Raw genomic sequence first — 15,216 nt, 5'->3', positions numbered from 1 at the left:
CATCCTTGATGATATTTGAGTACTTATGGAGTGATCTAGATAACAACAAATATCAATCATGGAAATATTCTACTTACTTCTCGCGGTCATTGCCATAATTATATTGACGACAAAGCTTAAGATTCACGCTTTTCTTGCCTTGTTCATGATTTCAATCTTATATGGTGTATTTGCCGGCATGCCTTATGCCGATATCATTGTATCTATCAATGATGGTTTTGGCGGTACACTTGGTAAAATAGGATTGATTATAGTGCTTGGGGTGATCATCGGTGCGTTTTTAGAGCATACAGGTGGCGCATTTGCCATTGCAGAGAAGGTATTAGGCTTAATAGGAAAGAAACGGGTGACAACGGCAATGGGTATTATTGGTTATATCGTGTCTATACCTGTCTTTGCAGATAGCGGATTTATGTTATTGCATCCCTTAAATAAAAGTCTTTCCAAGAAAGCGAAAATATCAATTGCTGGTCCGGCAATAGCTTTAGGTTTGGGCTTAATGGCGTCGCATACCATGGTGCCGCCAACTCCCGGTCCTATAGCTGCCGCAGGTATTCTTGGAGCAGATTTAGGTTTGGTCATCGCTTTTGGCTTTCCAACAAGTATCGTGGCTTTAATTGTCGGTATCATATTCGCTAAAAAATATGCATCAAAAACGATGATAGCACCAGATGTTGAAGATGCACTAGAAGCAGAACAAGAAATTAAGGATTCGCCTAGTGCCTTAAAAGCCTCTATACCTATTCTAGTTCCTATTTTTCTAATTGTCTTGAAGTCCGTTCTAAACTCTATGGATATCGGACAAGAAAACGGATTATTAAATTTCATCAATTTTGTAGGTGAGCCGGTTATATCATTATTAATTGGGGTGTTCTTATGTCTACTCTTGCCAAAAAAGTTGAATTATGATATGCTTTCTTCTGCGGGTTGGGTAGGTAAGGCAATAAAAGATGCAGCTTCCATATTATTGATTACCGGAGCTGGCGGAATTTTTGGTAAAATACTACAGAACTCAGGCATCGCAGAGATTCTAGGGCAAACTTTGACCGATTATAACATGGGTATTTTCTTGCCATTTGTATTGGCGGCAGCGTTGAAAACTGCGCAAGGTTCTTCAACGGTGGCACTGGTAACAACCGCATCTATTATTATGCCTATGATGTCATCTTTAGGTTTTGATACCGAAATACAGAAGGCTTTAGTTGTGGTAGTTATTGGGGCAGGTTCTGCGGTAATTTCTCATGCTAACGATAGTTTCTTTTGGGTGGTAACGCAAATGAGTGGTATGAATGTAAAGACTGGATATCGCCTTTTTGGTTTAGGTACAGGAGTTCTTGGTCTTACAGGTGCCATAACTGTATTTGTATTCTATTCCATCTTCGCATAAAGGGGTATAACTATTAGTAGTCTGGCTTACTCCGGTTTTGTTTTTTCAAGGATGAAATTTTCTTGCTCTTCAATCTTTTTTCAATAGATGATCTGGTAGGTTTACTTTTCTTTCGGGCTTTCTGTACTACCAATGATTTTTCAAGAAGTTTAAAGAATCGCTTAACAACCAATTCTTTGTTTTTATGTTGACTGCGAGATTCATCGCACTGTAAAATAAGCAGACCTTCTTTACTCAGTTTGTTTCCTAATTTTAGTAGCATTCTTTTTTTCTGGCGTTCCGTTAGTCCCGCTGAAGCTTCAATATGAAATGATAATTCAACTTTAGAGGATACTTTATTGGCATGCTGACCGCCTGGTCCACTACTTCTAATGGCTTTAAATTGTAAGTCGCTACGTATTTGTTCTTTGTTCACAACAAGGTTTTAGCAAATGTAAACAAAATGGAATCCTCCTTCATTTATGGAGAAATAGCGATAGACATCTGTTTATAAATATTATATTAATTGGCAGCTGCCTCCTGTATACGTTGATTGATAGTTTCAATGGCTACGTTTAAGAATACCTCTTTTCCTTTTGGGTATAGTTTATCTGCATTGAAGAAGATGGTTTCGTTATCGTCACTTTTACTTTCTGTTAGGTAATGACTGCCCATAGGGTATGCTTTTTCCACGGTAACATGAAACCCTTGTGAAGGAGAAACCCTAAATTCATGTGCATACACTATAATCTTTCTTTTAGTATTCGCATATGTTTTAAGTACATCAATAGAAATCATGCTGGCTTCACCAAATAGAGAAGCTACATACAAGTTTTTAGGGTTTTTATAAAGCTCCATAGGTCTTGCCCTAGCTTTAATTTCCTTATCACGTAAAACTACAGCACGATCGGCAAAAGGTAAAACATCGTGCACATCATGGGTAGCAACAATGGTAGTAATAAGATTTTCTTTTAGGTAATTGAAAATGTTTCTACGTAAACTGTTTTTAAGAAAGTTGTCAATATGACTAAAAGGTTCGTCTAAAAGAAGCACTTCTGGCTTTTGCGCCAATACTCTAGCTAGGGCAACGCGTTGTTGTTGGCCACCGCTCAAGGTTTTAACTTTTTTATCGGCAAATTCGGTGAGCTCAATCATCTCTAATAGCTCTTGGGTTCGCTCCTTTAATTCGTCAGGATAAAAAACGGATAGGTACTGACTTATATTTTCAGAAACTGTAATGAACGGCATTAAGTCGAAATCTTGAGATAGGTATTTCATGAAGGGCATACCTGGTACTAGGTGAAATGCAGGACCTAAAATTTGCTCATCTTCCCAGAATATTTCGCCTTGTTCTAAATCCATTAAACCATACATTAGTTTGAGCAAGGTACTTTTGCCGCACCCACTTTCACCAATAATAGCTACATGTTCTCCACGTTGAATACGTAGATTAATAGATTCTAAAACTGGAAGTTTATCATATGAAAATGATAGATTCTCTACTCGTAACATGCTTTTGTTCTTAGGAATGTAAAATTGAAAAATCCGTTCCAATTTGAAACGGATTTTTCAATAATTTATTGATTTAAGATAGTAATTACTCCTTAAATTCTTTTAAAACACTTTTGTTAGGTAGTTCCGTATAGCCCATATTGTAAAGTGTAAAGCCAAAAATGTCTGCATATTGCTCAATAGTTTTACTTACAGGAGTACCGGCACCATGACCGGCATTGGTTTCAATACGTATTAAGGTAGGGTTAGTACCTACTTGCTTTTCTTGAAGCTCTGCCGCAAATTTAAAACTATGCGCAGGTACTACTCTATCATCATGATCACCCGTTGTTACCAAAGTTGCAGGGTAGGAAGTTCCTGCCTTTACATTGTGTACGGGAGAATAACCTTTTAAATATTGAAACATTTCATCGCTATCTTCTGCAGTACCATAATCATAAGCCCATCCTGCGCCAGCCGTAAATGTATGATAACGCAACATATCCATAACACCAACTGCAGGTAGTGCTACCTTCATTAAATCTGGTCTTTGTGTCATTGTGGCGCCAACTAATAATCCGCCATTAGAACCTCCGCGAATAGCCAAATACTCTTTTGATGTATAGTTGTTCGCTATTAAATATTCAGCAGCGGCAATAAAGTCATCGAATACATTTTGCTTTTTAGTTTTAATACCCGCATCATGCCATTTTTTACCATACTCACCACCACCACGTAGATTAGGTACAGCGTAAACTCCGCCTTGTTCCATCCAAACGGCGTTACCGATACTGAATGAAGGGGTTAGGCTTACATTGAATCCGCCATAGGCGTAAAGAATTGTCGGGTTTTTACCGTTTAATTGCGTTCCCTTTTTATACGTAATGATCATAGGTATTTTAGTACCATCTTTTGAATCATAAAATACTTGTTCAGAAGTATAGTCTTCCGGATTAAAATCTATCTCTGGTTTCCAATACAACTCATAGGTGCCCGATTCAACATCGTATTTATATGTAGAACCCGGTGTGTTGTAATTTGTAAAAGAGAAGTAAAATTCTTTATCCTCTTTTTCACCACCAAAACCGCTAGCTGTCCCTAGACCAGGTAAGTTTACTTCACGTATCAGTTTGCCATTATAGTCGTACTGAAAAATTTTAGAGACAGCATCTACCATATAATCTGCAAAGAAGTATCCACCACCAAAATCAGCACTTAGAACGTTTTCTGTTTCTGGAATAAAATCAACCCAATTTTTAGCTTCAGGATTTTTGGCATCGACGGTAACTATTTTCTTGTTCGGTGCATTTCTGTTTGTTTCTATGTAAAGTTTAGAGCCGACATTGTCAATTACATAATTGTCAGAGTCAGTATCTTCAACCATAGGAATAAGCAATCCGTTAGGGTCTTCTAAATCTTTTATAAATAGTTTATTACCAGAAGTGGAAACAGAGGCACTAATTAATAAGTACTTATTGTCTTCAGTAACATAAGCGCCAATATATCTATGCTTTTCAGCTGTTGTACCACCAAATATGAGTTTATCATCTTTTTGAGAAGTACCCAATTTATGATAGTATACTTTGTGTTGGTCTGTTTTGGCAGATAGTTCACTACCCTTTGGTTTATCATAACTAGAGTAATAAAACCCTTCATTACCTTTCCAGGAAAGGCCACTAAATTTGATGTCAACTAAGGTGTCTTCTACAATTTCATTGTTTATAGCGTCTAGAATAATTGCTTTTCTCCAATCGCTACCACTTTCTGAAATAAGATAAGCGGCCAATGAGCCATCTTTGGTAAAACTTAAGCCTGCTAATGAAGTAGTACCATCTTCAGAAAAGGTATTAGGATCTAAAAATACCTCTGGCTCTTCATCTTTCTTTGCCCTATATATTACATACTGATTTTGAAGACCATTATTTTTATAGAAATAGGTGTAATCTCCTTTTTTAAAAGGGGAACCAAGTTTCTCATAATTCCATAATTTTTCCAATCGATTTTTTAAGTCGGCTCTAAATGGAATATTTTCTAAATAACCGAATGTTGTTTTGTTCTGTTCTTTTACCCAGGCTTCGGTTTCGGGGCTTCTATCATCTTCTAACCAACGATAAGGGTCATTAACTTCAGTGTCAAAATAAGTATCTACGGTATCAACTTTTGCGGTAACAGGGTAATTCACAATAATGGGTTCAGGTTTAGATTCGTTTTTACAGGAAGAAAGTAGCGCAATGGCCAATAGCGCAGGGATAATGCTTTTCATGAATAGTTTAGTTTTTACTAAAATACCATAAAAAAACCTTCAAAACAGTCAAGTTTTGAAGGTTTTAACGTTGTAAAGGGTATAAATTAAACTAAGCCTTGTTCTACTAGATATTCTGAAATTTGTACTGCGTTGGTTGCTGCTCCTTTTCTAAGGTTATCTGCCACGATCCACATGTTCAAGGTATTTCTTTGCGTTTCATCTCTACGTATACGACCTACAAAAACCTCATCTTTATCATGGGCATATATTGGCATAGGGTAGGTGTTCGTATCTGGATTGTCTTGAACGGTAACGCCAGGCATTTCGTTCAACAAACGACGTACTTCGTTAAGTTCAAAGTCATTTTCGAACTCTACGTTTACAGATTCTGAATGCCCACCGGCAGTAGGTATACGAACCGCTGTTGCGCTAATTGAGAAAGTGCGGTCATCAAGAATTTTCTGTGGTTCGCGAGCCAATTTCATTTCTTCTTTGGTATATCCATTTTCCATGAAAACATCACAATGTGGTAATGCGTTTCTGCCAATTGGGTAAGGATAAGCCATTTCGCCTGGTACACCGGCAATTTCATTTTCTAGTTGTTTTACTGCTTTTACCCCAGTACCGGAAACCGACTGGTAGGTAGAAACAACAACACGTTTCATTTTGTATTTGTTATGTAAAGGGTGTAATGCCATTACGAGTTGAATGGTAGAGCAGTTGGGGTTTGCAATGATTTTATCTTCGGCCGTAAGCTCATGAGCATTGATCTCTGGAACAACCAATTTTTTGGTAGGATCCATTCTCCAAGCTGAAGAATTATCTACTACCGTAGTTCCTACTTCTGCAAATTTAGGAGCCCATTCTAACGAGGTGTCTCCACCTGCAGAGAATATGGCAATATTTGGTCTTGCGGCTACCGCATCTGCTAAGCCAATAACCGTATGTTCTTCTCCTTTAAAGGTCATCTTTTTGCCAACAGAACGTTCAGAGGCAACAAGTAATAATTCCGTCAACGGAAAATTACGTTCTGCCAATACTTTCAACATTACATCGCCAACCATGCCTGTGGCACCAATTACAGCTACTTTCATTTGTAAACAATTATATTAAGCCGCAAAAATAGGTAATACTGGTACGTACGCAAGCAAAAAAGAAAAGAATAATCAAAATATAACAAATTGTTTAAAATATAACAATGGTCTATTAGGACAATATTGGAATGTGAAGTAAAAAAAGAACCGTCAACAATGTTAGCGTAACAAAGTTGACGGTTTTAATTAATGTAAGTTGCAGTGCAACGGTTCCCTAATAATAAGGGAGTATTTTAAAGATTACTTCTTTAAAGCATCTCTAATTTCTGCTAATAACTCTTCTGCAGTTGGTCCTGCTGGAGCAGCTGGAGCTGGAGGAGTTTTAGTTTTGTTGTAAGCTTTAACAATGATAAACATTACGAATCCAACGATAAGAAGGTTTACGATAGCATTTACCCATGCACCCCAACGGATAGCATTTTCTGGCTTAGCAATAGCGCCATCTGCACCAACAACAGCTTCATCCAATACGATTTTCAAATCAGCGAAATCAACTCCACCTGCGAAGTGACCTACGATTGGCATGATGATATCAGCAACAAATCCGTTTACTACTAATCCTACTGCTCCAGCTAAAATAACTGCTACAGCAAAATCGATGACGTTACCCGTCAAAATAAAATTTTTGAATTCTTTTAACATGTTTACCTAATTTTTATTAATGGTTAAATTATAAAGTACCGCAATTTACTAAAAAAAACGATTCCTTAAATATATGTTAACAAAATCAATTTGTTAAAACTCGCTTAATTCTCTGTGAAAGACCCGTAAGTATTTCATAAGTGATGGTTTGGGCAGTTTCAGCAAATTCGTTTGCAGAAATATTATTTCCAAAAATTTCCACTTCATCTCCTTCTTCACAGTCAATATTTGTGACATCTACCATAATCATGTCCATACAGACATTACCAATAATTGGGGCTAGTTTTCCATGTATACTAACGTATGTTTTTCCATGGCCATATTCTCGTCCAATACCATCTGCATGACCCAAAGGTAACGTAGCGGTTACGGTTTTATGATCAGATGTGTATTTACGATTGTAACCAACAGATTCACCTGCATTTATAGTATGCTTTTGAGAAATAATCGTTTTAAGTGTCATCACAGGATGTAGTTCAGCATCTACATGTGGTTCGTTGCCATAGCCATAAAGTCCTATTCCGCTTCTAACCATATCATATTGGGCATGACTATAATTAATAATGCCCGAAGTATTTAAAACATGCTTTAAGGTTTCGGTTTTAAATAATGTATCTGCTTTTTTGCAAATTGCATCGAACCGTTCTAATTGAAGATTTGTGAAATCGGTTTCATTTGCATCTTCTGTCGCTGCCAAATGCGATAAAAGCGCAATTACCTTTACAGTATTTTGTTGTTGAATACGTGTAGCGATTTCCAGTAGTTCATCCGCAGAAAAACCGAGTCTATTAAGCCCCGTATTAAATTTTAAATGAATAGGATAATCTGCCTTACCCAATTCTTTGGCGGTAGTAATAAAATCTGATAAAATAGTAGCAGAGTAAATACTTGGCTCAAGGTTATTTTCAATGAGCGTTTTAAAATGAACTTTCTGTGGGTGTAGTACTAAAATAGGAGTGGTAATTCCACCTTCTCTAAGCGTGACCCCTTCATTTACATAAGCTACTGCAAAATAATCGGCGCCCAAATCTTGTAGGTATTTAGCAATAGCAATAGAGTCACTGCCGTAGGCATACGCCTTTACAACTGCCATAAATTTAGTTTCGGGCTTTATTTTAGAGCGTAAATACCTATAATTATGACCAAGTGCCTTTAGATTAATTTCTAAAACGGTCTCTTCTGCCTTAGCCATTTTGCTTCTTTTTAAGGGTATTGACCTCTTCAGATTTTACATCCATTGTCTTTACCTTTTCTTTTAGCATAGCCTTGTAATATGCACCTCTACTTAAAGGTTCATATTCATTTACTTCACCAAGCATAACTAGGTTGTCATTGCTAGATTTTCTATAACTGTAATTGGCAAGATTGCCCGTACGGGTACAAATGGCATGTACTTTGGTAACATACTCTGCGGTTGCCATAAGAGCGGGCATGGGACCAAAGGGTTTTCCTTTAAAGTCCATATCTAGTCCTGCTACGATAACCCTTACACCTTTATTGGCCAAATCATTACATACGGTAACTATTTCATCATCAAAGAATTGTGCTTCGTCAATACCGATGACATCGCAAGTGTCCGCTAGAATACGAATGTTGGCAGCTGCCGGTACGGGTGTAGAACGAATTTCGTTGGCATCATGAGATACTACCATTTCATCGTCATAACGAGTGTCAACCATTGGTTTAAATATTTCAACCTTTAATTTGGCAAACTGTGCTCGCTTAAGTCTGCGAATCAATTCTTCTGTCTTTCCAGAAAACATTGACCCGGCAATGACTTCTATCCAACCGAATTGTTCTTTATGATTAACTGTGTTTTCAAGAAACATTTTGTAATTTTAGACGAAAATAATCGGTTTTTCGTTTATTGTTTAAGAATGATAAAGGTATTTAAAAAACCCGCTATTTAAGTCTTTACCATAAAAATTGTGAGATGAAAAGTAAGTTGAAACTGGAATTGAGAAAGTTATCTACAGAAATTTTAACTGCCGATAATTTAGATGATGTGACAAAATTGTATGAGGTTTCTAAAAACCTATATGAGAAACTCGCTGTACTTAAGTTTATTGAAGTTGAACTCAATGATATGGAAGTTGATGTTTCTAAAAATGCTATTGCGGCAAAATTCGAAGAAATGGCGAATGCTGTAATGAGAGGAAATACAGGAGTGCCAGAGAGCAATCCGCATGAAGAAGATATAATTAAGTACCCAGGTATGGATACCATTAAAGGGTTTGTTTCTGAAATGCCCGATAATGATCAGTTAGAGGATGTTTTGGCAGATTTTATGTCAAAACCAGATTTAATGAAAAATGACAAGGAACTCTTTACGCCAAGAAAAGAAGACTTACAACAAGTAGATTCTACACCTAAATCATTAAATGACCGTTTAGCAAAGAGTAATGTAAAAGTAGATTTAAATGATCGCTTAGCATTCGTTAAGCATTTATTCAATGACAACATGGAAGATTATAACCGTGTACTATCTCAATTGAACACGATCGATACGGAAGAGCGTTCCATTTCATTCATTAAGAATATGGTGAAGCCAGATTATAATAATTGGGTGGGCAAAGAATCATATGAAGAACGGTTTATAGAATTGGTGTCGCGTAGATTCTCTTAATAATAAAATATATGTGTTATGAACCCAGCACTTGTGTTGGGTTTTTTATTCGATAATCGAGATTAATTTTCATTACTATGCCTTGCGGGTCTGCGGTAAGGCTTTTTACTTTTAATACATGGGAAAGCTTTATTTAGTACCTACACCGATCGGTAACCTAGAAGATATGACCTTAAGGGCTATCAGGATTTTAAAGGAGGTAGATTTAATTCTGGCAGAAGACACACGTACCAGCGGAAAATTATTACACCATTTTGAGATAGGTACTCAAATGAAAAGTCACCATATGCACAACGAGCATAATATGGTAGATTTTTTGGTAGGTAAGTTAAAAGGAGGCGAGAACATCGCATTAATATCAGATGCAGGTACACCGGCAATTTCTGACCCAGGATTTTTGTTAACACGTGCCTGTGTTGAAGCAGGGGTTGAGGTAGAGTGTTTACCTGGAGCAACAGCTTTTGTGCCTGCATTGGTCAATAGCGGATTGCCAAATGATAAATTTGTTTTTGAAGGATTTTTACCTGTAAAGAAAGGTAGGCAGACAAGATTAAAATTATTGGCAGAAGAACCACGTACCATTATTTTTTATGAATCTCCGCATAAGCTGTTAAAGACCTTGGGCAACTTTGTGGAATATTTTGGCGCAGAAAGACCCGTTTCCGTTTCCCGAGAGCTGACAAAACTCTACGAAGAAACTGTTCGTGGAACTGCAGAGGAAGTACTAAAGCACTTTACCGAAAAACCACCAAAAGGGGAAATTGTTATTATTGTTGGTGGGAATAGGTAAGTTTTGCAAAACTGTTGAAGTCTAGGTTTTGTGTTAATTCCATGAAATAAATAAGAATATTTCAAATTCAGAATTATCTTTGGTTCGGTTTTAATGAAAAAATATCTAACATACACATTTATATTGCTATACCTCACTGCTATGGTAAAACCGGTGTTGCCTGTATTGGAGTATGTAATTAATCAAGATTACATTGCTGAGGTTTTGTGTATCAACAAAGACAAACCAATGCTTAATTGCGATGGAAAATGTTATTTGTCTCAATTAATAAAAAAGCAGCAAAAAGAAGATCATCAAGATATTCCTTCAGCAGATCTTCGTGAATATCCTATTGGTTTTGTAAGCATTCTTAATTGTGATTTTCAAAGTACCATCGTTGAAACAAGAGTGGTTTCAATGCATCCTAATTTAAACGAGCAACAGTATATATCGGCTGTTTTTCATCCGCCAAACTTCTTATCTTAAATACAACTTAACATACCTATGCCTTTTTTTAAAAGGTGTATACTGTTGTATATCCATACCACGTCACAAAATCTGTAGTCGTGGACATAATCAATTATTTTAAAATCAAACCTAATGCATAGTCATTAGGTAAATCCATTACGTAAACAAAGATGTAATGAGCCATTATGTTTTGGGTTGGACTCAGAATATATAAAGGTGATTACATCTGGATAATAATAAAATTAACAGATGAAATTTATAAACAGACTTTTTATTGGAACCCTTATTTTAAGTGCATTCGCTAGCTGTAGCAGTGATGATGATACTACAGATGAACTAATGGGTGAGAATAGTGTAACCCTAGAGTTCGATAACAGTGTTGGTTCAGATGATTTGTTACTAGCAACCTCAAGTTACACTAATTCTCAAAACGAAACACTGACCATAAATAGGCTTAATTACATTGTCAGCAATTTTAGGTTAACAAATGATATGGGAGAAGTTTTTACCTATGAGAAAGATGACAGTTATTTTGTTACCAGTGAAGAAACGGGTAATACAGAGGTAGTATTGGAGAACATACCGGCAGGTACTTACGTATCTGTAACTTTTGGAGTAGGTGTAGATCAGGAAAAATACCTTCAAGGAGCTGAAGGACAAGGAGATTTTTTAATTGTCGCAGAAGAAACGAACATGATGTGGTCATGGCAAGCGGGCTATAAGTTTTTAAATTTTGAGGGAACCTTTACTTCTGATACGGTAACCGAAGCAACAGACTTTAAGGTGCATATGGGTAGCCACGGTTCTAGCTTGGATAATTATAAAGAGGTTACATTAAGCTTGGGAACAGACGCTTTAGTAAGTGATGAAATGTCACCTATTATTCATCTAGTAGCAGATGCCGGTGCCATTTTAGATGGAGAAAACAAGCTGTCTTTATCAGAGCAATCCGTAATTATGGTGAGTGAAGAGAAATCGCCACTTGTAGCTTTAAATACGGCAAGCATGTTCACTGTTGACCACGTACATAACGGTACGGGAGATTCACACTAAATTAATAAGGGTCGCCCTTTTGGGTGACCCTACTTTTAAAAATATAACAGATGAAATATCTATTTTGGGTATTGCTGTGCATGTTTTTGGTGTCTTGCAATGAAGATGACGACTATGTAGCTATTGAGAATACTTTTTTAACGGTAAACGTTCCAGAGAATTTTCCTGAATTGGCTTATGACATAGAAGCAAATCCGCCAACGCAATTAGGGTTTGAACTGGGTAAGAAATTATTTTACGATGGCAAACTTTCCTCTAGCGGTTTTATCTCTTGCGGCTTTTGTCACGAGCAGAGTTCAGCGTTCACCCATCACGGGCACCAGTTTAGTCATGGTGTAAATGATTTAGAAGGTACTAGAAATACGCCATCTATATCCAATATGGCATTCTTTAATGAGTTTGCTTGGGATGGTGCTACGTCACATTTAGACCTCTTTCCAATAATCCCCATTACAAATGAAGTAGAAATGGGAGAAACGATGACAGGTGTCATCAATAAGATTATTGCAGATAGCGAATATCAAAGAGAATTTGAAATGGCTTTTGATGAGGGTGGCGTAAATGCCGAGAATTTTTTGAAAGCTATATCTCAGTTTATGGTGATGATGATTTCTTCAAATTCTAAATACGATAAGTATGTACGTAATGAAGAAGGTGGGGAATTAACGGAAACCGAGCTGTATGGTTTACAGGTTTTTCAGCAAAAATGCGCCTCTTGTCATGCCACAGATTTGTTTACAGACGGTAGTTTTCGAAACAATGGCTTACCGCCAAACGTACAATTAAATGATGTTGGTAGAGCAGAAGTTAGTGGTAGTGAAAGTGATAATTACAAGTTTAAAGTACCTAGTTTAAGAAACGTTTCATTGACCGCACCTTATATGCATGATGGTAGGTTTGGTAGTTTAGAGTCTGTACTGAATTTTTATACCAATGGCATGGTTGAATCAGAAACGTTAGATGATTCTTTGCGAACAGACGACGGATTGGGCATTGCATTGAACGATGAAGAAAAGGAAGGCTTGTTAGCTTTTTTTGAAATTTTGACGGATGATACTTTTATTAATGACGAACGATTTTCAGAATATTAAAATATGAACAAGATTATAATATATATGTTTTTGCTTGGTGGCTTATTTACTGCCCAAGCAAATGATTTACCAGAAGCGACATCTGAATGTATTTGGAAAAATACAGCATATGAATACTTCTGTGATACCTGCGGATGCGGGGGGAATGGAGGTAGTATGGGTTTTGGAACCGGACTGAACAATAACTTTTTTGGGCTAAGATACATAGGTCAGAAGTACCGCTCAAGAGATGGTATTTTTGATAATTCTCCATGGATAAACGAAAACTTTAATACTGTACAGGTATGGGGAAAATTTCCTGTGGGGAAACGAGTTTTGATAAATGCCTTGTTACCTTACCATTCACATAACAGAACATTTGCAGATAATACTGAGCAGACCATTAACGGTATTGGCGATGCTACAGTTTTGGCATATTACAATGTACTACGCCAAACACCTGATAGCATCATTTCTATTAAACCAGAACATGCCTTGCAAGTTGGTGGCGGAATAAAATTACCAACAGGTAGCTTTGATGCTGCCAATATAGAAGGTAGTGTCAACCCTAGTTTTCAGTTGGGAACCGGTAGTTGGGACTATATTTTGGCAACCAATTATGGAATTACCTATAGAAATTGGGGGCTCTCTGCAATTTTGAATTACACTATAAAAACGGAGAACAGTAAAAATTATCTGTTCGGTAATCAATGGAATGCGGCATTGAATACTTACAAAACGTATTACCTGTCAAACTCAGTTTCTTTAACACCTCAAGTAGGTCTTGGTGCAGAATATTTTGAAGAAAATAAAGAGTTTAATTTAGCCGTTCCAGATACCGGAGGCGAAGTGTATTTTGCGCGTATTGGTATAGAGGCAAATTACAATAGATACGCCTTGGGTGTTTCAAGTATGTTACCAATTTCTCAAAATTTGAATGCGGGTAAAGTTGAGGTTAAGAATAGGGTTTCGTTATATTTGAATATCAATATTTAAGAAATAACCCAATTTAAGACCAATAGTAAGTGATGACATTAGCAGAATTCAAGAAAAAATTAACGACCGCACCAAAAGATGTTTCCTTTTCAGACACCATGGGGGTAATAGATTCTAAGTACAGTTTTACGCCTACGGCATATACAAATGGTAGCGTAAGCAATGAAGTTGGGCAGAATTCCGGTTCGTGTAAATTATTTTCTTTTGCTATTAAAGAAGGGCTTACAAAAGAGGAAACTTTAACATGTTTCGGTCAATATTATTTTGATGAGGTGTTACTGGACCTAAAAGGCACTTCTCATCAGAATATTAGAAACTTTATAGAAACTGGTTTTGAAGGCTTGTCATTTGAAGGTGAAGCATTAAAGTTGCTTTAGAACTATTTACCATTTGATTTCTATTCGTATCGGGATAGGTTAACTATGAATCATGCAAGAATTATTAACTGAAATAAGGGGATGTACGGTTTGTAAGGCGCATCTGCCTTTAGAACCCAGACCTATTATTGCAGGTACAGTTAATTCTAAAATTATATTGGTAAGTCAGGCACCAGGTAGAAAAGCCCATGTAGAGAATAAGGCATGGGACGACCCAAGTGGTAGAAAACTTCGTGAATGGTTGGGGGTAGATGAAGAAGTATTTTATAATCCAGATAATTTTGCGGTATTGCCTATGGGATTTTGTTATCCTGGTAAGGGTAGAACGGGAGATCTACCACCTAGAAAGGAATGTGCTCCCTTGTGGCATTCTCAAGTATGGGAGCAATTTAAAAATGTAAAACTCATTCTACTAATTGGTAAATATTCTCAAGACCAATATTTAGGCAAGCAAGCCAAAAAGAACCTGACCGAAAATGTATTGCATTACAAAGAATACTTGCCAAAGTTTTTTCTTTTACCACACCCATCGCCCGTAAATCGTTTTTGGCGAAGTAAAAACCCGTGGTTCGAAGAAGATGTTGTTGGGGAGTTGCAGGAATTGGTTGCTGATATTTTGAAATAATTATTCGTCATTGCGAGGCACTAAGCAATCTATTCTTTTTTAGAGATGGGTTTTGTTTGATGTTAATTATTAGGATACATCTTGACTCGAAATAATAAGAAAGGGATTTTGTAATAAGTGTTTTTATTGTCACTTCGAGTGAATTTTAGAGGCACGATAAAATTTGTATCGAGAAGCTTTCGCGTCCCAAATGGTTCTCGATACATTTTTTAATTCAATGAAAAAATTGAATTAAAAACCACTCGAACTGACAGCAGTTGTGCGTATAAAATTGTTTACCCTAGCAACTAGGTTTTAAATGTCAAAAAATTTAATTTTTGCTAATTGCTAATTGCTAATTGCTAATTGCTAATTGCTAATTGCTAATTGCTAATTGCTAATTGCTAATTGCTAA

The 15,216-nt window shown here is 36.7% G+C and carries 16 protein-coding genes; 9 read left to right on the top strand and 7 right to left on the bottom strand.

The window, feature by feature from the left end; all coding sequences use genetic code 11:
- The first annotated feature begins 58 nt into the window (after positions 1–58).
- Positions 59–1,387, top strand: coding sequence for a GntP family permease (locus tag PXD56_RS00080; protein WP_276491324.1), 1,329 nt, complete (start codon positions 59–61; stop codon positions 1,385–1,387).
- 13 nt (positions 1,388–1,400) lie between these two features.
- On the opposite strand, the gene arfB is transcribed toward PXD56_RS00080, so the two are convergent.
- The 7 genes from arfB to PXD56_RS00045 form a co-directional block, all read right to left on the bottom strand.
- Positions 1,401–1,802, bottom strand: coding sequence for an alternative ribosome rescue aminoacyl-tRNA hydrolase ArfB (gene arfB / locus PXD56_RS00075; protein WP_276491323.1), 402 nt, complete (start codon positions 1,800–1,802; stop codon positions 1,401–1,403).
- 86 nt (positions 1,803–1,888) lie between these two features.
- Positions 1,889–2,878: an ABC transporter ATP-binding protein gene (locus tag PXD56_RS00070; RefSeq protein ID WP_276491322.1), complete on the bottom strand. Its 990-nt coding sequence runs from the start codon at positions 2,876–2,878 to the stop codon at positions 1,889–1,891.
- An 85-nt stretch (positions 2,879–2,963) separates the two neighbouring features.
- Positions 2,964–5,120 (bottom strand): prolyl oligopeptidase family serine peptidase, encoded by a 2,157-nt coding sequence (locus PXD56_RS00065; protein ID WP_276491321.1) that lies wholly within the window; start codon positions 5,118–5,120, stop codon positions 2,964–2,966.
- A gap of 86 nt (positions 5,121–5,206) precedes the next feature.
- Positions 5,207–6,196: an aspartate-semialdehyde dehydrogenase gene (locus tag PXD56_RS00060; protein WP_276491320.1), complete on the bottom strand. Its 990-nt coding sequence runs from the start codon at positions 6,194–6,196 to the stop codon at positions 5,207–5,209.
- Positions 6,197–6,436: 240 nt separating this feature from the next.
- Entirely contained in the window at positions 6,437–6,838 is a 402-nt protein-coding gene (mscL, locus tag PXD56_RS00055; protein ID WP_276491319.1) for a large conductance mechanosensitive channel protein MscL, read from the bottom strand.
- 85 nt (positions 6,839–6,923) lie between these two features.
- Positions 6,924–8,030, bottom strand: a complete 1,107-nt coding sequence (gene alr, locus PXD56_RS00050) for an alanine racemase (RefSeq protein WP_276491318.1) — start codon at positions 8,028–8,030, stop codon at positions 6,924–6,926.
- On the bottom strand, positions 8,023–8,667 hold the full coding sequence (locus tag PXD56_RS00045) for a thymidine kinase (protein WP_276491317.1): 645 nt from the start codon (positions 8,665–8,667) through the stop codon (positions 8,023–8,025). The genes alr and PXD56_RS00045 overlap by 8 nt, the downstream gene beginning before the upstream one ends.
- 104 nt (positions 8,668–8,771) lie before the next feature.
- Here PXD56_RS00045 and PXD56_RS00040 point away from each other — a divergent pair, with 104 nt between their 5' ends.
- From PXD56_RS00040 to PXD56_RS00005, 8 genes are all read left to right on the top strand, one after another.
- Positions 8,772–9,464, top strand: coding sequence for a hypothetical protein (locus tag PXD56_RS00040; protein ID WP_276491316.1), 693 nt, complete (start codon positions 8,772–8,774; stop codon positions 9,462–9,464).
- A 118-nt stretch (positions 9,465–9,582) separates the two neighbouring features.
- Positions 9,583–10,254: a 16S rRNA (cytidine(1402)-2'-O)-methyltransferase gene (gene rsmI / locus PXD56_RS00035; protein ID WP_276491315.1), complete on the top strand. Its 672-nt coding sequence runs from the start codon at positions 9,583–9,585 to the stop codon at positions 10,252–10,254.
- A 93-nt stretch (positions 10,255–10,347) separates the two neighbouring features.
- Complete coding sequence (locus tag PXD56_RS00030) at positions 10,348–10,719, top strand: hypothetical protein (RefSeq protein WP_276491314.1); 372 nt, start codon at positions 10,348–10,350, stop codon at positions 10,717–10,719.
- 231 nt (positions 10,720–10,950) lie between these two features.
- Positions 10,951–11,754 (top strand): MbnP family protein, encoded by an 804-nt coding sequence (locus PXD56_RS00025; protein ID WP_276491313.1) that lies wholly within the window; start codon positions 10,951–10,953, stop codon positions 11,752–11,754.
- A 50-nt stretch (positions 11,755–11,804) separates the two neighbouring features.
- A complete protein-coding gene (locus PXD56_RS00020) occupies positions 11,805–12,845 on the top strand; it encodes a cytochrome-c peroxidase (protein ID WP_276491312.1) in 1,041 nt (346 codons plus the stop codon).
- Positions 12,846–12,848: 3 nt separating this feature from the next.
- A complete protein-coding gene (locus PXD56_RS00015) occupies positions 12,849–13,820 on the top strand; it encodes a transporter (RefSeq protein WP_276491311.1) in 972 nt (323 codons plus the stop codon).
- Between the two features lie 32 nt (positions 13,821–13,852).
- Complete coding sequence (locus PXD56_RS00010; RefSeq protein ID WP_276491310.1) at positions 13,853–14,197, top strand: HopJ type III effector protein; 345 nt, start codon at positions 13,853–13,855, stop codon at positions 14,195–14,197.
- Positions 14,198–14,249: 52 nt separating this feature from the next.
- The gene (locus PXD56_RS00005) at positions 14,250–14,822 is read left to right on the top strand and encodes a uracil-DNA glycosylase family protein (protein WP_276491309.1); all 573 of its coding nucleotides are present in this window, start codon (positions 14,250–14,252) and stop codon (positions 14,820–14,822) included.
- Positions 14,823–15,216: the final 394 nt, after the last annotated feature.

Origin of the sequence: Maribacter zhoushanensis (assembly GCF_029350975.1) — a bacterium.
GTDB classification, from domain to species: Bacteria; Bacteroidota; Bacteroidia; order Flavobacteriales; family Flavobacteriaceae; genus Maribacter; species Maribacter zhoushanensis.
The sequence above is the reverse complement of the archived record's forward strand: the minus strand, read 5'-3'. Positions and strand labels throughout refer to the sequence as shown.